This is a genomic window from Promicromonospora thailandica, from assembly GCF_024171955.1.
In the GTDB taxonomy this organism is placed as follows: Bacteria; Actinomycetota; Actinomycetes; order Actinomycetales; family Cellulomonadaceae; genus Promicromonospora; species Promicromonospora thailandica.
In genome coordinates, this window is sequence record NZ_JAMTCS010000004.1 from 104,668 (window position 1) to 123,180 (window position 18,513).

The following is an 18,513-nucleotide window of genomic DNA, read 5'->3' on the forward strand; positions in this document are numbered from 1 at the left end:
GACCGTACCGGATCGTCGCGGGTCGCCGCCGCCTATGATCCTAGGCGTGCGCACAGTCCTGCCGAACGGTGCCCCGACCGAGGCCGACCTGGTGGCGGCGGCCCGGGCGGGCGACACGAGCGCCGTCGGCCTCCTGTTCGCCCGGTACCGGCCCGCGCTGCTCGCCGTCGCGACGAGCCTGCTGGGCCACGTGCCGGACGCCGAGGACGCGGTGCAGGAGGCAGGTCTGACGGCGCTGCTGCGGATCGGCACGCTGCGTGACCCGGACGCGGTGGGACCGTGGCTCAAGGAGGTCGTGCGGAACGCGTGCCGCAGGCGGTTGCGGACCCCGGCGACCGACGTGCTCGACGACCAGGTCGCGGCCGGTTTGCCGTCGTCCGAGCCGGACCCCGCGGACCTGCTCGACGCGCACGCCGGACGGGACTGGTTGTGGGCGGCGCTGGGCGAGCTCCCGTCCGAGCAGCGGACCGCGTTCGTGCTGCGCTACCTGGGCGGTCTGCCCGCCTACCGGGACATCGCCGTGACGCTCGGCGTACCGGTGGGCACGGTGCGCAGCAGGCTGTCCGCGGCGCGGGCGCGGATGGCCGGGGCTCTGCTCGCCACGGCGGAGGCGGCGCACGACGACGTCGCCGTGCTCACCCGGGAGCGCCGCCGGGAGGCCGCCCGGGAGCTGGCCGAGGCCGACCGCGGCGATACGCGCTCGATGCTCGCGGACCGCTGCTCCCCCGCCGTCGAGTCGACGTGGGCGAGCGGGCTCACCACCATCGGCCCGAGCTACATGCGGCAGGCCATGGCGAGGGACGTCGCGGACGGTGTGCGGCACCGGCTGGCGGACGTCGTGGCGGGGCACGACCTGGAGCTGTGGGAGATCGAGCTGGTCAACCCGCCGGAGGACCCGGACCACTGCCCGCCCGGCGCGCTGTGGGTGCTACGGCTGGAGGGCGACCAGGTGCACCGCACGCACCTGTTCCACCGGCCGCGCCCCGCGGCGCCCGAGCCCGCGCTGCTGTGAGGCAGGTCACGGGCACGACCCCGAACTTTTCCCCGGGCCGGCGCATCGTGCCGGTGTGAACGCTCCCATGAACATTCCCGCGAACGCTCCCGCTGACTCCGCCACGACGCATCTCTCCGACCAGGACCTCACAGCACTCGCCGAGACCGTCGAGGCCGAGGCGATGTACGCCTACGTCGCACAAGCCCCCGCCGCGACGGTGGAAGGACTCGGCACCACGACCACCCGGCTGGGCGGCGGGGTCGTGCTGTCGGCGCGCCTCGACCCCTACGACTACTGGAGCAAGGCGGTCGGCCTCGGCGTCACCGAACCGGTCACGCACGACCTCGTCGGGGAGGTGATCGACTTCTACCGCGCGCAGCGGACGCCGACCGCCCTCTTCCAGATCGCACCCTCCCTGCTGCCGGAGGACTGGGACGAGATCCGGGCCGCGCACGGCCTGGAACCGGCCGGCACGTGGAACAAGCACGCCGCGCCGATCGACGGCCTGCGGACCGACGCCATGACCGACCTGCGTGTGGCACGGGTCCAGGAGGACGACGCCGCCGAGTGGGCCACCGTCGTGGCCACGACGTTCGGCATGGACAACCCTGCCCTCGTCGCCATGCTGACCGAGAGCGTGCACACCCCGGGGTGTCAGCTCTTCGCGGCCTGGGACGGTGACACCATCGTCGCCGGGGGTGCCCTGTTCCTGCACGGCACGACGGCCTCCCTGCACTCGGGCGCCACGGCACCGAGCCATCGCGGTCGGGGTGCGCAGTCGGCGCTCGTCGCTGCACGGATCGAGGCGGCCCGGGCGGCCGGCGCGCGGTGGGTGGTGTCCGAGACGGGCAAGGCCGCACCGGGCGAGCGCAACCCCTCCACCGAGAACATGCGCCGGGCCGGCGTGCGGGTGGCCTACGCGCGGCCGAACTGGCGGTGGCGGGCCTGACGGCGACCACTGGCATCGTTGAGCCATGACTTCCCTGACCGATCCCACCACGCTCGCCGAGACGGTGGAGACGCAAGCGTTCGACGCCCGCATGACGCACGCCTCACAGGCGGCACGGGACGGCCTCGGCCTGGCGACGACCCGCCTGGGCGGCGCCACGCTCGGGTCGGCGCGCCTCGACCCCTCCGGGCACTGGAGCCGGGTCGTCGGCCTCGGTGTCACCGAGCCGGTGACCCGCGAGCTCGTCGACGAGGTGATCGGCTTCTACCGCGCCCAGGGCACGTCGACCACCCTGCTCGCCGTCGCCCCGCCGTTCCTCCCGGACGACTGGGACGAGATCCGGGCCGCCCACGGCCTCGAGCCCGACCGCATGGGCCTCAAGATGGGGGCGCCGGTCGACGGCCTGCGCCCCGAGGCGCGCACCGACCTGCGCGTGACGCGGCTGGACGAGGAGGGGGCAGCGGAGGCGGCTCGCCTGATCGCACGCACGGTCGGCATGGAGCACCCCGGCGTCGTCGCGCTGCTGGCCTCGGCCGCCGGGACGCCGGGCACACAGGTGTTCGGGGCGTGGGACGGCGAGCGGCTGGTGGCCACCGGCTCCCTCTCCGTGCACGGCACCGCGGCCGCCCTGAAGTCGGGCGTCACGGCGGTGACCCACCGCGGCCGCGGCGCCCAGTCCGCGCTCGTCGCGGCCCGGATCGAGGCGGCGCGAGCCGCCGGCGTCCGGTGGGTGGTGGCAGAGACCGACAAGGCGGCACCGGGCGGGCACAACTCGTCGACCGAGAACCTGCGGCGGGCCGGCCTGCGGGTGCTCTACGAGCGGCAGGACTGGCGGTGGCGCGCGTGACGGCTCAGATACCGAGCTGGTAGACGCCCCAGTACGCGAGGGTGACCAGGAGCGCCGTCGCGCCCGCGACCACCGCCCAGAAGGCGACGCGGACGACGACGGCGCTCGCCCCCTCCGGCTCGCGCGGCTCCGCCCCCGTCGCGGCGACCAGGCGCCCGCGGGTGTCGCGGAGCCGGTTGACCAGCACCGCCGCCACCACGACCGTCGCGATCCCCGCGACCCGCACGGCGACCCATCCGCCCTGCACCACGAGGGCGTCCTTCTCGTAGTCGAGGGCGAGCCGGGCGACGGCCGCGAGGTAGGCGACGAGCCCGGCCGTCGTCACGACCGCGCCCGCGCCGAGCCCGGTCAGCGGGCCGCGCAGCCCGTGGGCCAGCCGTGCGCCCGGGCGGCCGGGGCGACGCCGGGCGAGCGCGACGCCGCCCAGCAGCGCGGGCCCGGCCACGAGCAGCACGACGGCGACGACCACGACACCGACGAGCCAGTCGCCGTCGCCGTACCAGGCCGGCTGCGGCACGGGCGCCGCGAGGTAGAGCTGCTCGGGCTGGTCGCCCGCCACCTGCGGCGGGGCCGACGCCGTGCCCGGCAGGCCGAGCACCCAGCCGGCGACGTCGGCCGCGAAGTCGGGGTGCAGCACCAGGCCGTCCGGCGTCTCGACGTTGATGCCGTGGTTGGCACGCTCGTAGAACCGCACGGTCACGTCGGGCGCGTCGGCCATGAGCTCGCGCGCACCCTGCTCGAGCGGCATCGAGGCGTCGTTCGTGCCGTACACGGCGAGGATCGGGTCCTCCTGCTGCGTCAGCCACGGGCGCACGTCGAAGTCGGCGTACTCGAACCCACCACCCGGCAGCCGCATCCCGACGGCGCGCGGGATGGCCCGGAACACGCCCTGGGGCACCTCGGTGTTGCGCAGGTAGTTGTCCACGGCGTACGCGGCCTGCTGGCGCGGCGGCACCACGGGCGCGGAGACCAGGACCTGGAACGCGAGGCGCGGGTCGTCGACCATCATGACCGGCGACACCCACGCGCCCTCCGACTCCGCGTACACGCCGACGTCGTCCGGGTCGACGCCCGGCACCTCGCGCAGGTACTCCACGGAGCGGGCGTAGTCGCGGGCCATCGCCTCGTAGTCGCGGTGCCGGGTGCTGTAGGTGTCGAGGCGCTTGTCGGGCACGAGCGTGGTGACGCCGGCGCTCGCCAGCGCGGTCGCTGCGAGCGTGAACGCGTCCGCGGCCTTGCCCGTGCCCGCGCCGTGCACGAACACGACGCCCGGGCGTCCGTCGGGACCGCCGACCGGCTCGCGCAGCAGGCCGCCGACCTCCACGTCGTCGGTGATCCGGACGGTCACCGGCGACTCACGGACCTCGTAGTCCCCCGGCGCGCCGGCCCCGGGCGTGGTGCCGCCGATCGCGGTCGACGTCGTCGCGGGGCGCAGGTGCTCGCCCACCGGTTCGGGTTCCCAGGCCGGTCCGGCGACGGCACCCGTGACGGCGAGGACGACCAGGAGGGCGAGCGAGGCGGCGACGGTCCGGATGAGCACGTTCGGATGCTACGCCCGCTGACCAGCGCGGACGATCGGGCAGGTCACACCGGCGGGCGGGTGGCCGGCCGCCTCAGGCCGGTGCGCCGTGGCGGCCCTCGCCCGAGGCGAAGCGGGCCGCGCCCGGGTAGGCCTCCGTCGCCAGGGCCCGCTCGCCGTGCGCCCACTCCTGGGCCAGGGCGTCCGCCTCGTCCAGGCCCCACTGGTCCAGCACCGACGCGCGGTCCTCGCGCAGGCAGACCTGCGGGAAGGCCGCGAGCGACGCCGCCAGTCCCACCGCCGCCTCGACGGCCTGCCCGGCCGGGACCACCCGGTTGGCCAGGCCGATGCGCAGCGCCTCCTGCGCATCGACGGACCGGCCCGTCAGGATCATGTCCATCGCGTGCGACTGCCCGATGAGCCTGGGCAGGCGCACCGTCCCGCCGTCGATCAGGGGCACGCCCCAGCGACGGCAGTAGACGCCGAACACCGCGGTCTCGTCGGCCACGCGCAGGTCGGCCCAGGCAGCGAGCTCGAGCCCGCCGGCGACGGCGTGCCCCGACACGGCCGCGATCACGGGCTTGCCCAGCCGCATCCGGGTCGGACCCATGGGGCCGTCGCCGTCGGCCGCTGCGCGGTTGCCGTCGGGCGTGCCGAGCGCCTTGAGGTCGGCGCCCGAGCAGAACGTGCCGCCCGTCCCGTACAGGACGGCGGCGGTCGCGGCGTCGTCGGCGTCGAAGGCCCGGAACGCGGCGGCGAGCGCGGCCGCCGTCGGGCCGTCGACGGCGTTGCGCCGCTCCGGCCGGTCGATGCCGATCAGCGTGACGCTGCCCTCCCGGGTGACCAGGACGCTCACCGGCGACCCTCCCACAGCGGGTCGCGCAGGGCGCGGCGCAGCACCTTGCCGACCGGCGAGAGCGGCACGGACTCGACCGCGCGCACCGACTTCGGCACCTTGTAGCCCGCGAGCTTCTCGCGGACCGCGGCCTGCAGCGCCGCCTCGTCGACGGCGGCACCCGGCGCCGGGACGACGAACGCGGTCACGGCCTCGACCCAGGTGTCGTCCGGAGCGCCGACGACGACAGCCTGTGCCACCGACGGCTGCGCCAGCAGCACGTCCTCGACCTCGCGCGGGTAGACGTTGTAGCCGCCCGTGATGATCATGTCGCTGCGCCGGTCCACCAGGTAGAGGTAGCCGCGGTCGTCCACCCGGGCCATGTCGCGGGTGCGCAGCCAGCCGTCGCCGGCGAACATCTCGGCATTGAGCTCGGGGGCCGCGTGGTAGCCGGCCATGGTGAACGGCGCACGCACGCGGATCTCGCCCACCTCGCCGGGCGCGACGGGGTTGCCCTCGTCGTCGGCCACGAGGATCTGGCCGTCGATCGCGGGCTGGCCGCACGAGCCCAGCAGCGCGGCGTCGGTGTGGTCGGCGGCGTCGAGCACCGTGAGGCACAGGGGCGCCTCGGTCTGGCCGTAGTACTGCGCGAACCGGGGGCCCCAGACGTCCATGGCCTCCTCGATGACCGGCCGCGGCATGGGGCTGGCGCCGTAGATCGCGGTACGCAGCGAGGACACATCGGCGCCCTGCGCGACGCCCGTGCTCAGCAGCATGCCGATCATCGTGGGCACGAGGTTGATCTCGGTGGCGCGGTACCGGGCGATCGCGTCGACGTAGCCCTGCGGGTCGAAGCCCGGCAGCACCACGGACTCGCCGCCGCGCAGCCAGTACGGCAGCACGAATGTGCCGCTCGCGTGGATGAGGCTCGCGGCGTGCAGCATCACCGAGTCGCGCGCCGGGCTGACCAGGTTGGTGAGGATGTTCGTGACGATCGCGGCGTAGCTGGACTGGGTGTGCTCGACGGCCTTGAGCACGCCCGTGGTGCCGGAGGTGTACAGCAGCAGGATCGGGTCCTGCGGGTTGGCCGGGAGGTCCGGGTCGGTGGTGGCCACCTCCGTCATGGCCACCAGCAGGTCCGCCCCGCCGGCGGCGCCCGTCGCGCCGAGGCCGAGCGTGGCGACGTCGTGCGCCGCGGCGAGCTCGCCGGCCCGCTCGGCGAGGGCGGCGTCGTGCACGAGGAGCCGCACGCCCGTCTCCTCGAGCATGCGGCCTTGCTCGGCGGCCGACAGCCGCGCGTTGAGCGGCACGCGCGTGACGCCCGCCTTGAGGCAGGCGAAGTCCATGGCGATGGACCACAGGCCGTTGCCCAGCAGCAGCGCGACGCGCGAGCCGGGCTCGGCACCGTGCGCGTGCAGCACGCGCGCCATGGCGTTCGCCGCCTCGTCCACCTGCGTGTAGGTCAGCGACTCGTCACCGAAGCGGACGGCGGTACGCGGCCCGAACCGGGCGGCGCCGCGACGGACCAGGTCAACGGTGAGCATGTTCTTCCTCCACGGCAGGTGTCCAGTTGGTACGTTTCGTGACCGTATCAACCGTTCTGCGCGAGGTGGAAGGGCGGGCCGATCACGTCACACCGGGTAGATCTCCGTCCCCGAGGACCGGGCCCGCTGGTACCGCACGGGGATCGCCTGCGGGTGGCGCACCCAGGGTGACGGCACCCACGACAGGTCGTGGTCCTCGACCGCGAGCTCCAGGTCCAGCTCCGTGAGCAGCCGGTTGATCGCGACGCGCGCGATGATCCGTGCCTGCCGCGACGCGGGGCAGCGGTGCGGTCCCACGCCCCAGGCGAGGTGCGCCCGGTTGCCGACCTCGTCCCACATGTCGCCGGTGTGCACCGACGGGTCCTGGTTCGCGGCGGCGACGGCCATGATCAGCGCGTCGCCCTTGCGGATGAGCTTCCCGTCCAGCTCCAGGTCCTGCATGGCGTACCGGGGCAGCGGCGGGTTCGCGGCGGGGGCCTCGCGCCACAGCACCTCGTCGAGGGCGTCGTCGAGCGCGATGCGCCCGCCGGTCCAGCGCGCCGCGAACCGCTTGTCGGTGAGCAGGAGCCGCAGAGTCAGGGCGATCCAGGCGGTGAGGAACTCGCTCGCGGCGATCAGCGGCACCGACATCGAGTCGGCGACCTCCCGGTCGTCGTGGAAGCTCGCGTGCCGCACGAACGACGCCGTCAGGTCCTCACCGCCCGAGGCCCGCCGGTCCAGCACGTGGGCCATGAGGTTGCGGCCCATGCGGTCGCGCGCCTCGGCGGCCTCGGCGGTGTGGTCCATGATGTGCGCCGAGTCGACCATCATCTGGTCGGCGGTCTCGGGGTCGAAGCCGAACAGCGCGGTGACCGCGAGGAAGCCCACCTTCTTGGACCAGTCGCGCACCAGGTCGGCCTCGCCGCTGGGGCCGAGACCGTCGATCAGCCGCTTGCTGACCTCCTCGACCTGGGCGACCACGGTGCGCTCGGGGATCGCGGCCAGGCCGTCGTCCAGCGGCTCCCGCAGGCGGCGGCGCTTCTCGCCGTCGTGGTGGTACGACGAGCTGCGCGGCTCGCGCGGCGAGATCCCCAGCAGCGCGGAACGCTCCGGCAGCAGGCCGTCGTAGTGCCAGCGCCAGTTGCGCGGGTCGCGCGAGAACTGGGCCTCGTTGCGCGTGATCTCGCAGATCTCGGCGTGGCCCATCACGAGCCACGCCGGGACGCCGGGTTCCATGTCGACGGGCGCCACCACGCCCCATCTGGACCGCAGCACGTTGTAGATCTCCTGCGAGTCGGCGCCACCCGTGGTGGCCGACAGGGGGGTGAGCCCGGTGAGGCTCGTGAGCTCCAGGGGCGCCGTCCGGGCAGCCACACTCTCCATGGCCCTATCTCAGCACAGTGTCCGGATTGCCCGTAATCGTGGCTGCGATATTCGAGACGCGGTCCCGCGAGGTAGCGGCTGACCCGGCCGGCGAGCTCAGAAGCCGAGCCGGCGCAGCTGCTTGGGGTCGCGCTGCCAGTCCTTGGCGACCTTCACGTGCAGGTCGAGGTACACCCGCTGACCCAGCAGCTTCTCGATGCCCTGCCGCGCCTCGGTGCCCACCTGCCGCAGCCGGGACCCGCCGCGCCCGATGATGATCGCCTTCTGGGAGTCGCGCTCCACGAACAGGTTGACGCGCACGTCCAGGAGCGCCGGACGCCCCTTGTCCGGGTCGCCCGACCCCTCCCGCTCGACGATCTCCTCGACCACCACGGCCAGCGAGTGGGGCAGCTCGTCGCGCACGCCCTCCAGGGCGGCCTCGCGCACCAGCTCGGCCACCATGACGGCCTCGGGCTCGTCGGTCAGCTCGCCGCCGGGGTACAGCTCGGGACCCTCCGGCAGGTGGGACACGAGCACCGCCTCGAGCTCCTCCACCTGGTAGCCGTCCTTGGCCGACACGGGCACGATGTCGTCCCACTCGCGGTCCACGGACCGCGCGAGCTGGTCGACGGCGACGAGGTGCTCCAGCAGCGCGTCGCGCGGCACCAGGTCGGCCTTCGTGACGACGGCGACGACGGGCACCCGGCGGCGGCCGACCATCAGCTCGGACAGCTGCGCGGCGATGTAGCGGTCGCCGGGACCGACCTTCTGGTCGGCGGGGAGGCAGAACGCGATGACGTCGACCTCCGACAGCGTGTCCCGCACGAGGTCGTTGAGCCGCTCCCCCAGCAGGGTGCGGGGCCGGTGCAGACCCGGGGTGTCGACGAGCACGAGCTGCGCGTCGGGCCGGTGCACGATGCCGCGGATCGTGTGCCGCGTGGTCTGCGGCCGGGCCGACATGATGGCGACCTTCTGCCCCACGAGTGCGTTCGTCAGGGTCGACTTGCCGGCGTTGGGGCGTCCCACCAGGCAGGCGAACCCGCTCCGGTGCACAGCGCTCTGCTGCACGGTGCTCTGGTCGCTCACGAGGTCACTTCCTTCTTCTGGTCCTGCTTCTGATCACGGTGGTCCTGCTGGTCGGGACCACCGTTGCTGTCGTCGGGCTCGCCCACCGGCTCGGTGCGGTGCACGAGCAGGGTGGAGATCTGCTTGCGCCGGCCCTCGACCCGCTCCGCGGCCAGGTGCACGCCGCCCACCTCGGCCGACGACCCGGCGAGCGGCACCTTGCCGAGCGCCTTGGCGAGCAGGCCGCCGGCGGTGTCCACGTCGTCGTCGTCCAGGCGCAGGTCGAACAGGTCGCCCAGCTCGTCGACCGGGAGCCGGGCGGGCACGCGGAAGGTGCCGCCGCCGAGGTCCTCGACCTCCTGGACGGGCACGGTGTCGTGCTCGTCGGTGAGCTCGCCCACCACCTCCTCCAGGAGGTCCTCGATGGTCACCAGGCCCGCGACGCCGCCGTACTCGTCGACCACGAGCGCGATGTGGCTGGCCGACGCCTGCATCTCGCGCAGCAGGTCGTCGATCGGCTTGGACTCGGGGACGAACACGGCGTCGCGCGCGACGTCGCCCGCCGGGCGGCGGGTCGGCTCGGGCGCGGCGGCGCCCACGGGCCAGTGCACCGCGGCGACCACGTCCTTGAGGTAGGCGACGCCCACGACGTCGTCCACCGACTCGCCGATCACCGGGACCCGGGAGAAACCGGAGCGCAGGAACAGGCGCAGCACGCGGTCCAGCGACGTGTCCGCCGCGACGGTGACCATGTCGGTGCGCGGCACCATGACCTCACGGGTGATGGTGCCGCCGAGCTCGATCACCGAGCGCAGCAGCTCACGGTCGGACTCCTCGAAGGCGGTGCTCTCCCCGACCCGGTCGACGATGTCGCGCAGCTCGGCCTCCGTGGGCGGCGACGGGTCGTGCCGGGGTACCGAGAGGCGCGTCAGCCAGGCGACCGCGCGGGACACGCCCGTCAGCGGCCCGACGAGCGCGACCAGCACCGCGACCGGCCGGCGGAAGCCGAGCGCGCGCGGCGAGACGCGCACGAAGATCACGCCGATGACCGCGCCCACCACGAGCGCGATGAGCATGACCGGCAGCTCGTCGGGCACCTCCCTGCCCGGGATCGCCTGCTGCACGAGCAGCGTCCCGGCCGCGATGGCGACCACCTCGGACATGACGCGCACGAGCGCGAAGGAGGCGACGATCGCCGTCGGGTCCACGACCAGGGCCTGGGCCCGCCGGATGCGGTCCGCGCGGTCGGGGTCGGGTGACTGCCCGAGCTCCGCCTCGGCGAGCGCCTCCGTCAGGGACGCCCGGGTGACGCGCAGCAGCGCCGCCTCGCCGGCCGAGAGCATGCCCGCCAGCGAGAGGCCGACGAGCACGACCACCGTGAGGAGCAGGACGATCACGCCGGTCACCGGGTGGCGAGGAAGGTCAGGAGAAGCTTGCGCTGCAGCGTGAACATCTCCTTCTCCTCCTCCGGCTCGGCGTGGTCGTAGCCGAGCAGGTGGAGGATGCCGTGCGTGGTGAGGAGCAGGAGCTCCTCGGTCGTGGAGTGGCCGGCGGCCTTGGCCTGGGTGACGGCGACCTCGGGGCACAGCACGATGTCGCCGAGCGTGCCCGCGGGGGTGACCTCGCCGTCGCGCCCGGGGCGCAGCTCGTCCATCGGGAACGACAGGACGTCGGTGGGGCCGGGCTCGTCCATCCACTGCACGTGCAGGTCGGACATGACGGTGGTGTCGACGAAGATGATCGACAGCTCCGACTGCGGGTGCACCCGCATGGCGTCCAGCACGTACCGGCCGAGCGCGGCGAACTCCGCCTCGTCGACCTCGAACCCGGACTCGTTGTTGACCTCGATGCTCACCGGCGCTGCCTCTTGCTCCCCGGACGGTGGTCCTGCGGCTGACGGCCAGGGCGCTGACCGCCCGCGACGACGTCCCACCGTGCGTACGCGTCGATGATGTCGCTGACCAGACGGTGCCGCACCACGTCGGACGACGTGAGGCGGCAGAACTCGACGTCGTCCACGCCGAGCAGGATGTCCTCCACGACCCGGAGGCCGGACTGGGTGCCGCCGGGCAGGTCGACCTGCGTGGCGTCGCCCGTGATGACCATCTTGGAGCCGAAGCCCAGGCGGGTCAGGAACATCTTCATCTGCTCGGTCGAGGTGTTCTGCGCCTCGTCGAGCACGATGAACGAGTCGTTCAGCGAACGGCCGCGCATGTACGCCAGCGGTGCGACCTCGATGGTGCCCGCCTCGATGAGCTTGGGCACCTGCTCGGGGTCGACCATGTCGTGCAGCGCGTCGTACAGCGGGCGCAGGTACGGGTCGATCTTCTCGGACAGCGAGCCGGGCAGGAACCCGAGCCGCTCGCCGGCCTCGACGGCGGGGCGCGTGAGGATGATCCGGTTGATCTGCTTGGCCTGCAGCGCCTGGACGGCCTTGGCCATGGCGAGGTAGGTCTTGCCGGTACCGGCAGGGCCGATGCCGAACGTGATCGTGTTGGAGTCGATGGCGTCGACGTACGCCTTCTGCCCCACCGTCTTGGGCCGGATGGTGCGACCCCGGTTGGACAGGATGTTGAACGTGAGCACCTCGGCGGGCCGCGACGCCGACGCGTCGCTCAGCATGGCCACCGAGCGCTTGACGACCTCGGGGGTGAGCTGGGTGCCCGCCTCGACGACCTCGATCAGCTCGTCGAGCAGCTGCGTGACCAGGGCGACGTCGCCCGCGGGTCCGTTCACCGCTATCTCGTTGCCGCGAGCGTGGACGTTGACTCCGGGGAAGCCCTCCTCGACGGCCCGCAGCACCGAGTCCCGGCTCCCGAGGAGCGCGACCGTCGGGATGTGGGCCGGGACGACGATCTTGTGCTCGATCCGGGTCTGGGACTGTGTGCTGGGCGAAGTTGTCATGAGCCGGCCCGGCGGGCCGATCCGCTCCTTCGTGCGGTAGGGATGACGACAGCTCTCATCCTATCGACCCGGCAGGGCTGCGCCACGGACTTTCCACAGGGTTCGCCCGTGTCTTCGCCTCAGGCGAACCCGGGCAGCTCGCCGCCGGCCAGCAGGTGCGCGTGCACGTGGAAGACCGACTGCCCGGCCTTCGGCCCCGTGTTGAAGACCAGGCGGTACTGACCGTCGGCGAGCTCGCTCGCCACGCCGTCGGCCAGCGCGACCACGGCGGCCAGGCCCGCGGGGTCCGAGGCCGCGAGCGCCGGCACGTCCGGGTAGTGCTCCTTGGGCACCACGAGCACGTGGACGGGGGCCTTGGGCGCGATGTCGCGGAACGCGACGGCGCTGTCCGACGACGCCACGACGTCCGCGGGGAGGTCGCCCGCCACGATCTTGCAGAAGAGGCAGTCCGGACTGTCGGTACTCGTCATGGCGGCAGGCTACCGGCGGCCCCGGGCACCCGCCCGCAGGGGCGCCCTGCCGGGTTTCCCAGACCGTTACCCGGGCGGAAATGCCTCCGTGAAAGGGATGTGGGAGAGTTTGCCGCGTTCGATGGAGATTGGCGTAATCCGACCCATTTCACCGTGGTCGAGGCGAGCCGGTCCAGTCGTCGTCCGCACACCACACACAGCAGCATTCACCTGGAGGTTCGCGTGGGTTGGTTCATCACCCAATCGCTCGCATTCATCGTCGTCGCGGCCCTGGTCGGCCTCGCGATCGGCATCTGGATCGGCTGGCTCGTCTGGGGCCACCGCGCCAAGGGCAAGCACACCGCGGAGAAGGAGGCGGCGCGCGGGACGGGCAGGACCGGGGGCGCCTCCGCGGAGGACTCTTCCGCGGACGGCACGGCCGCCGACGAGGCCGCGCCCGTGCAGGCCCTCGCGGTCGCGGCGGGTACGGCGGCCGGTACGACGGCGGCGGCCGCCGCCGAGCCGTCCGACGACGACCGGACGAGCACCCGTACGGACGCCGCCGCGCAGGACGCACCGGCCGAGGAGGCGCCGGCGGCGTCGACCACGGGCGACCCGGCGGGCGACGAGGCGGCACGCGACGGCTCGGCCGAGGGCTCGACCGGGGACGCGGCGGGGACCGCGGACGGCGACACCACGGACGGGGCGCACGCCGCCGACGCGGGCACGGTGACCGACTCCGGCACGGCGGACGTCCCCGCGGACGACACGGCGGGCGACACGGCGGAGGCGGAGGTCACGGCGGCCGAGTCTGACGTCGTCGCCGAGGCGGAGGCCGTCGCCCGCGCGGCGGCGGAGGCGAACGCCGCGGCGCAGGCGACCGATCTGGCCGCGAGCGCCGGGGCGGAGGAGACCGTCGCCTCCGACACCACCGAGGCACCCGTCGAGGCCGCGGCCGAGGCCGAGCCCCAGGACGACCTGCAGCGCATCGAGGGCATCGGCCCCAAGATCGCCGCGGCGCTGGCGGCCGCCGGCTACGGGTCCTACGCCCGCATCGCCGGCGCGACCGAGGACGAGCTGCGGCAGGCCGTCGCGAGCCAGGGCATCAAGTTCGCGCCGTCGGCGAGCACGTGGGCCGACCAGGCCCAGTACCTCGTCGACCACGACGCCGACGGCCTCCAGGAGTACCAGGACTACCTGATCGGCGGGCAGGAGCGGCGCGCGAAGTTCAACGAGAACGTCGACTACGCCGACGTCGACGAGATCGAGGGCGCCGAGGCCAAGGCCGCCGCCCTCGCCGCCGACGAGGCGGAGGCCGCCGCGGCCGAGGCCGCCGAGCCGGAGCCCGAGCCCGAGCCGCAGGACCTCCAGCGCATCGAGGGCATCGGCCCCAAGATCGAGGCGGCGCTCAAGGCGGCCGGCTACACGACCTACGCGAAGATCGCCGCGGCGTCGGAGGCCGACCTCCGGGACGCCCTCGCCACCGCCGGCATCACGTTCGCCCCGGCGGCCACGAGCTGGGCGGACCAGGCCCAGTACCTGGTCGACGGCGACGAGGACGGCCTGCAGGAGTACCAGGACTACCTGGTCGGCGGGCAGGAGCGGCGCGCGAAGTTCGTCGAGGACGTGGACTACGCCGACGTCGACGAGATCGAGGGCGCCGAGGCCAAGGCCGCCGCCCTCGCCGCCGACGAGGCCAAGGTCGCGGACGCCGAGGGTGACACCGAGCCGCAGGCCGGGGTGAAGGCGTGAACCTGCGCGTGGTCCTGCCGCCGGTGATCGCGGTGGCGCTGGGGCTCGGCGCCATCTCGGCCGTGCAGAACACCGGTTTCCGGGAGCACATCGAGGACACGCTGACCGCGAGCTCGCAGGAGGCGCTCGCCGCGGCCGGTCTCGACGGGGTGCGGGTGGACGTCACGGGCCGCGACGCGGACGTGACGGCCGGCTCGGACGGCGACGCACTGGCGGCGGCCGACGTCGTCAGCGGCGTCACGGGCATCCGCACGGCGGTGGCGTACGGCCCGTCCGGTCTCGTGGAGGCGGACGGCGGGGCCGGCGCGAGCGACGAGTCCCTCTCGGCCGAGGACGAAGCCGAGGCGACGGCGGAGCCGGAGCCGACCGCGGATGCCGAGCCGACCGGGGAGCCCGAGGACTCCCGTTCCGGCGACACGACCGACGCCGAGGAGACCGCGGCCGACGGGGAGACCGACGCGACCGAGCCGCCGTCCGACGACGAGCCGAAGCGGAAGCCGACCCGCACGGAGCGCAAGGCGGCCCAGGAGGATCTCGTGGAGATCCCGAACATCACGTTCGTCACGGACAGCGCCCGGCTGACCAAGGACGGCCGGCGTGTGGTGCGGGAGGCCGCCGAGGTGCTCGAGGAGCATCCGGAGGTCGAGGTCCGCATCGAGGGCCACACCGACTCGCTCGGCACCGAGAAGCACAACCAGCGCCTCAGCGAGCGCCGTGCGCAGGCCGTGCTCGACCGGCTCGTGGAGCTGGGCGTGGACCCGGACCGGCTGACGTCGAAGGGCTACGGCGAGTCCGAGCCGCTCGTGGTGCCGACGACGTACGCGGACCTGGAGAAGAACCGCCGCGTGGAGTTCCTGGTCCGCCCCTGACCCGCTCCCCGCCGAGATCTGGCGTCTCCCCGCCGAGATCTGGGGTTCACGTCGAGATCTGGTCGTGCACCACCAGATCTCGGCGTCAACCCCAGATCTCGGGGGAACAGCACCAGATCTCAGCACGGCCGACCGGCGCAGGCACCAGATCTCAGCGGGGCCGACCCGTGCGGACGCCAGATCTCGGCGGGGTCGGTAACCAGAGACTCAGGACCAGCGGCCCAGGCGGGCGCTGAGGAGCGCGATCGCCACCGGGCCCGCCGTCGACGTGCGCAGCACGTGCGGGCCGAGGCGCGCCGTGACCGCCCCCGCCTCTGTGAGCGCCGCGACCTCACCGTCCGAGATCCCGCCCTCGGGGCCCACCACGACGAGCAGCTCCCCCGCCTCGGGCAGGGGCACGTCGGCGAGCGGCGTGGACGCCTCCTCGTGCAGCACGGTGACCACGCCGCCCGCCTCGACCACCTCACGCGCCCGCGCGGCGAGCTGCTTGGTGCTCAGCGCCGTGCCGACGGACGGCATCCGCGCGCGGCGCGCCTGCTTCGTGGCGGCGCGCACCGTGCTGACCCAGCGCGCCCGTGACCGGGCGGCGCGGTCTCCGCGCCAGACCACCACGGAGCGTTCGGCCTGCCAGGGCAGGACGGCGTCCGCCCCGACCTCGGTGGCCGCCTCGATCGCCATCTCGTCGCGGTCGCCCTTGGCGAGCGCCTGCACGAGCGTGACGACGACGGCGGGCTCCGGCTCCACCTCGACGTCCTCGACCCGCAGGTGCACACCGGCTCCGTCGACCGACTCGACGACGGTCCGCAGGCGCACGCCCGCGCCGTCGACCACGTCGATGCGCTCGCCCGGCCCGCGGCGCTGGACCACGCCGGCGTGCCGGCCCTCCGCGCCGTCGAGCACGTAGACCGAACCGGGCGCGTACCCCGCCAGCGGGTGGGCGACGGACGCGTCCGCGAGAAAGACCGGTGCGCTCATGGGTCCGCGGTCAGCGGCCGCTGAGCTTGTCGCGCAGGCGCGAGAACACGCCGCCCTGCACCGACGCGAGCCGCGACTCGGGGCGTTCCTCGCCGCGCAGCGTCGCGAGCTGCTGCAGCAGCGCGGTCTGCTCCTCGTCGAGGGCCGTGGGCACCTGGACCTCGATGTGCACGTTGAGGTCGCCGCGTCCCGCGGAGTGCAGGTGGCCCACGCCGAGCCCCTTGAGCGTCACGACCTGGCCGGGCTGCGTGCCGGGGCGCAGGTCGATCTCCTGGAGCCCGTCCAGGGTGTCGAGCTCGAGGACGGTGCCGAGCGCGGCCGCCGTCATCGGCACCTGCAGGGTGCAGTGCAGCTCGTCGCCGCGCCGCACGAACGTGTCGTGGGCGCGCTCGCGGATCTCGACGTACAGGTCGCCGGCGGGGCCGCCGCCGGGGCCCACCTCACCCTGCGCGGAGAGCTTGATGCGCGTGCCGGTGTCGACGCCCGCGGGCACGTTGACGGCGATGGTGCGGCGCGACCGCACGCGGCCCTCGCCCGCGCAGTCGGTGCACGGCTCGGGGATGACGGTGCCGAAGCCGCCGCAGGCGGAGCACGGCTGGTTCGTCATGACCTGGCCCAGGAACGAGCGGGCCACGCGCTGCACCGAGCCGCGCCCGTGGCAGACGTCGCACGTGCGGGCGTGCGTACCCGGCCGAGCGCCGTCGCCGCCACAGGTGTTGCACACCACGGCGGTGTCCACCTGGATCTCGCGCTTGGCGCCGAACACGGCCTCGCCGAGCTCGATGTCGAGGCGCACCAGCGCGTCGTTGCCGCGCCGTGCGCGCGGGACGGGGCCCGAGGGCTGACCGCCGCCGAAGAACGTCTCGAAGATGTCCTGGAAGCCGAACCCGGCCCCGAACCCGCCGCCGGCGCCACCGCCGGGGGCGGTGGGGTCCACGCCCATGTCGTACTGCTGGCGCTTGTCCGCGTTGGAGAGCACCTCGTAGGCGCGAGCGACGTCCTTGAACCGCTCCTCGCCCGCCTCCCCCGCCACGTCCGGGTGCAGCTCACGGGCCAGCTTGCGGTATGCCTTCTTGATCTGCTCGGGCGAGGCGTCGCGCGGGACACCGAGGATCTCGTAGTAGTCGGTCACAGGTCTCTCTTCGTGATGATGAGGTGAGTTTGTCAGCCGGGCAGCACACGCGACAGGTAGCGCGCGACGGCGCGCACCGCGGCGATGGTCCCCGGGTAGTCCATGCGGGTGGGGCCGATCGAGCTCAGGATGGCGACGCTGTCGCCGTCCGAGGAGCCGTAGCCGGAGGTGACCACGGACGTCTCCGACAGGCCCGCCACCCGGTTCTCGTGGCCGATGCTGACGGCCACACCGGCCTCGTCGGACATCTCGGTGAGCAGGCCGAGCAGGACCACCTGCTCCTCGAGCGCCTCGAGCACGGGGCGCAGGCCCTGTTCGAACCGCATGCCGGAACGTGCCAGGTTGGCCTGGCCCGTCAGCACGATGCGTTCCTCGCTCTCCTCGGCCAGCGCCGCCGTGACGACCTCCGCGACCGCGGTGGCCAGCGCCCGCTGCTCCTCGGGCATCGCCTCCGTGAGCCGCGCGAACGCGGTGCCGATCTCGGTGAGCCGGTGGCCCGCGGCCGCCGCGTTGAAGCGGGCACGCAGGTCGCCGAGCGTCCAGTCGTCGAGGTTCACCGGCACGTCCAGGAAGCGCTGCTCCACGCGGCCCGTGTCCGTGATGACGACGACGAGGAGGCGCCCCTCCGCGGTCGGCACCAGCTCGAGGTGGCGCAGCCCGGACCGGCGCAGCGACGGGTACTGCACGACGGCGACCTGGCCCGTGAGCTGAGCGATGAGCCGCCCCGCGCGCGCCACGACGTCGTCCAGGTCGACCGCCTCGGACAGGAAGGTCTCGATGGCCCGCTTCTGGGGCACGGTCAGCGGCCGCACCTCGGCCAGCTGGTCCACGAACAGCCGGTAGCCCTTGTCCGTGGGGATGCGCCCGGCGGAGGTGTGCGGCTGGGCGATGAGCCCGGCCTCCTCGAGGGCCGCCATGTCGTTGCGCACGGTGGCCGGGGAGACGCCGAGCTTGTGCCGCTCGGTGAGTATGCGCGAACCGACGGGCTCCCGCGTGCGGACATAGTCCTCCACGATCGCCCGCAAGACGTCGAGCCTGCGTTCCTCGCTCATCGCGCTCACCTCCGTCCAGTAGAACGTCCAGGACCTGCGTCCGGTTTCCTGCCCGCTCCAGCACTCTCACCGGCCGAGTGCCAATCCTACGCGGCGCACGCCAGCCGCCAAGTCCCCGACCCGCGCTCGGCTCTCGGCGTACCCAGTGCCCACCCACCGCGGCCGTCCCGGGCCGCGCCCTGAGGCCCCGGCGCGCGGGTGCCTAGGGCGATGCCTTAGGCACCCCCGCCGGCACCCGCGGACCCGCCCCGAAAGATGCGGCGACCGCCCGATCCGCCCGCCCCAC

The 18,513-nt window shown here is 73.8% G+C and carries 17 protein-coding genes; 5 read left to right on the forward strand and 12 right to left on the reverse strand.

Features of this window, described 5'->3' with window-relative positions:
- Window positions 1-46 precede the first annotated feature (46 nt).
- The 3 genes from APR03_RS07600 to APR03_RS07610 all read left to right on the forward strand — a co-directional run bounded on the left by APR03_RS07600 (window position 47) and on the right by APR03_RS07610 (window position 2,790).
- Window positions 47-1,012, forward strand: coding sequence for an RNA polymerase sigma factor (locus APR03_RS07600; RefSeq protein WP_253834296.1), 966 nt, complete (start codon window positions 47-49; stop codon window positions 1,010-1,012).
- Between the two features lie 67 nt (window positions 1,013-1,079).
- On the forward strand, window positions 1,080-1,943 hold the full coding sequence (locus APR03_RS07605) for a GNAT family N-acetyltransferase (protein ID WP_253834298.1): 864 nt from the start codon (window positions 1,080-1,082) through the stop codon (window positions 1,941-1,943).
- Between the two features lie 25 nt (window positions 1,944-1,968).
- A complete protein-coding gene (locus APR03_RS07610; RefSeq protein WP_253834300.1) occupies window positions 1,969-2,790 on the forward strand; it encodes a GNAT family N-acetyltransferase in 822 nt (273 codons plus the stop codon).
- A 4-nt stretch (window positions 2,791-2,794) separates the two neighbouring features.
- Here the strand turns inward: APR03_RS07610 and APR03_RS07615 are convergent, their stop codons facing one another.
- The 9 genes from APR03_RS07615 to APR03_RS07655 form a co-directional block, all read right to left on the reverse strand.
- Window positions 2,795-4,330: an alpha/beta hydrolase family protein gene (locus APR03_RS07615; RefSeq protein WP_253834302.1), complete on the reverse strand. Its 1,536-nt coding sequence runs from the start codon at window positions 4,328-4,330 to the stop codon at window positions 2,795-2,797.
- A 73-nt stretch (window positions 4,331-4,403) separates the two neighbouring features.
- Window positions 4,404-5,165 carry a crotonase/enoyl-CoA hydratase family protein gene (locus APR03_RS07620; RefSeq protein ID WP_253834304.1) on the reverse strand — a complete coding sequence of 254 codons (762 nt, stop codon included), beginning with the start codon at window positions 5,163-5,165 and terminating at the stop codon, window positions 4,404-4,406.
- Complete coding sequence (locus tag APR03_RS07625) at window positions 5,162-6,688, reverse strand: class I adenylate-forming enzyme family protein (protein ID WP_253834306.1); 1,527 nt, start codon at window positions 6,686-6,688, stop codon at window positions 5,162-5,164. The genes APR03_RS07620 and APR03_RS07625 overlap by 4 nt, the downstream gene beginning before the upstream one ends.
- Before the next feature lie 87 nt (window positions 6,689-6,775).
- Window positions 6,776-8,050 (reverse strand): cytochrome P450, encoded by a 1,275-nt coding sequence (locus APR03_RS07630; RefSeq protein WP_253834307.1) that lies wholly within the window; start codon window positions 8,048-8,050, stop codon window positions 6,776-6,778.
- Between the two features lie 96 nt (window positions 8,051-8,146).
- On the reverse strand, window positions 8,147-9,115 hold the full coding sequence (gene era / locus APR03_RS07635; RefSeq protein WP_253834309.1) for a GTPase Era: 969 nt from the start codon (window positions 9,113-9,115) through the stop codon (window positions 8,147-8,149).
- A complete protein-coding gene (locus tag APR03_RS07640; protein WP_253834311.1) occupies window positions 9,112-10,491 on the reverse strand; it encodes a hemolysin family protein in 1,380 nt (459 codons plus the stop codon). The genes era and APR03_RS07640 overlap by 4 nt, the downstream gene beginning before the upstream one ends.
- A gap of 5 nt (window positions 10,492-10,496) precedes the next feature.
- Window positions 10,497-10,949 carry an rRNA maturation RNase YbeY gene (gene ybeY / locus APR03_RS07645; protein WP_253834320.1) on the reverse strand — a complete coding sequence of 151 codons (453 nt, stop codon included), beginning with the start codon at window positions 10,947-10,949 and terminating at the stop codon, window positions 10,497-10,499.
- Complete coding sequence (locus APR03_RS07650) at window positions 10,946-11,998, reverse strand: PhoH family protein (protein WP_253834321.1); 1,053 nt, start codon at window positions 11,996-11,998, stop codon at window positions 10,946-10,948. The genes ybeY and APR03_RS07650 overlap by 4 nt, the downstream gene beginning before the upstream one ends.
- A 119-nt stretch (window positions 11,999-12,117) precedes the next feature.
- Entirely contained in the window at window positions 12,118-12,468 is a 351-nt protein-coding gene (locus APR03_RS07655; protein WP_253834322.1) for an HIT domain-containing protein, read from the reverse strand.
- Window positions 12,469-12,690: 222 nt separating this feature from the next.
- On the opposite strand from APR03_RS07655, the gene APR03_RS25180 reads away from it, so the two are divergent.
- Both APR03_RS25180 and APR03_RS07665 read left to right on the forward strand, forming a co-directional pair.
- Window positions 12,691-14,199 carry a helix-hairpin-helix domain-containing protein gene (locus APR03_RS25180; protein ID WP_253834323.1) on the forward strand — a complete coding sequence of 503 codons (1,509 nt, stop codon included), beginning with the start codon at window positions 12,691-12,693 and terminating at the stop codon, window positions 14,197-14,199.
- Window positions 14,196-15,068, forward strand: a complete 873-nt coding sequence (locus APR03_RS07665; protein ID WP_253834324.1) for an OmpA family protein — start codon at window positions 14,196-14,198, stop codon at window positions 15,066-15,068. Before APR03_RS25180 ends, APR03_RS07665 begins: the two co-directional genes overlap by 4 nt.
- A 207-nt stretch (window positions 15,069-15,275) precedes the next feature.
- On the opposite strand, the gene APR03_RS07670 is transcribed toward APR03_RS07665, so the two are convergent.
- From APR03_RS07670 to hrcA, 3 genes are read right to left on the reverse strand one after another with little or no spacing between them, the layout of a single operon-like run.
- Complete coding sequence (locus tag APR03_RS07670) at window positions 15,276-16,043, reverse strand: 16S rRNA (uracil(1498)-N(3))-methyltransferase (RefSeq protein WP_253834325.1); 768 nt, start codon at window positions 16,041-16,043, stop codon at window positions 15,276-15,278.
- 10 nt (window positions 16,044-16,053) lie between these two features.
- The gene (gene dnaJ, locus APR03_RS07675; RefSeq protein ID WP_253834326.1) at window positions 16,054-17,175 is read right to left on the reverse strand and encodes a molecular chaperone DnaJ; all 1,122 of its coding nucleotides are present in this window, start codon (window positions 17,173-17,175) and stop codon (window positions 16,054-16,056) included.
- Window positions 17,176-17,207: 32 nt separating this feature from the next.
- The gene (gene hrcA, locus APR03_RS07680) at window positions 17,208-18,227 is read right to left on the reverse strand and encodes a heat-inducible transcriptional repressor HrcA (RefSeq protein WP_253834328.1); all 1,020 of its coding nucleotides are present in this window, start codon (window positions 18,225-18,227) and stop codon (window positions 17,208-17,210) included.
- Window positions 18,228-18,513 lie beyond the last annotated feature (286 nt).

Coding starts and splice junctions, on each gene's coding strand:
- APR03_RS07605 (WP_253834298.1), top strand. CDS start 1,080: ATGAACATTCCCGCGAACGCTCCCGCTGACTCCGCCACGACGCATCTC.
- APR03_RS07610 (WP_253834300.1), top strand. CDS start 1,969: ATGACTTCCCTGACCGATCCCACCACGCTCGCCGAGACGGTGGAGACG.
- APR03_RS07625 (WP_253834306.1), bottom strand. CDS start 6,688: ATGCTCACCGTTGACCTGGTCCGTCGCGGCGCCGCCCGGTTCGGGCCG.
- APR03_RS07630 (WP_253834307.1), bottom strand. CDS start 8,050: ATGGAGAGTGTGGCTGCCCGGACGGCGCCCCTGGAGCTCACGAGCCTC.
- APR03_RS07650 (WP_253834321.1), bottom strand. CDS start 11,998: ATGACAACTTCGCCCAGCACACAGTCCCAGACCCGGATCGAGCACAAG.
- APR03_RS07655 (WP_253834322.1), bottom strand. CDS start 12,468: ATGACGAGTACCGACAGTCCGGACTGCCTCTTCTGCAAGATCGTGGCG.
- APR03_RS07670 (WP_253834325.1), bottom strand. CDS start 16,043: ATGAGCGCACCGGTCTTTCTCGCGGACGCGTCCGTCGCCCACCCGCTG.
- hrcA (WP_253834328.1), bottom strand. CDS start 18,227: ATGAGCGAGGAACGCAGGCTCGACGTCTTGCGGGCGATCGTGGAGGAC.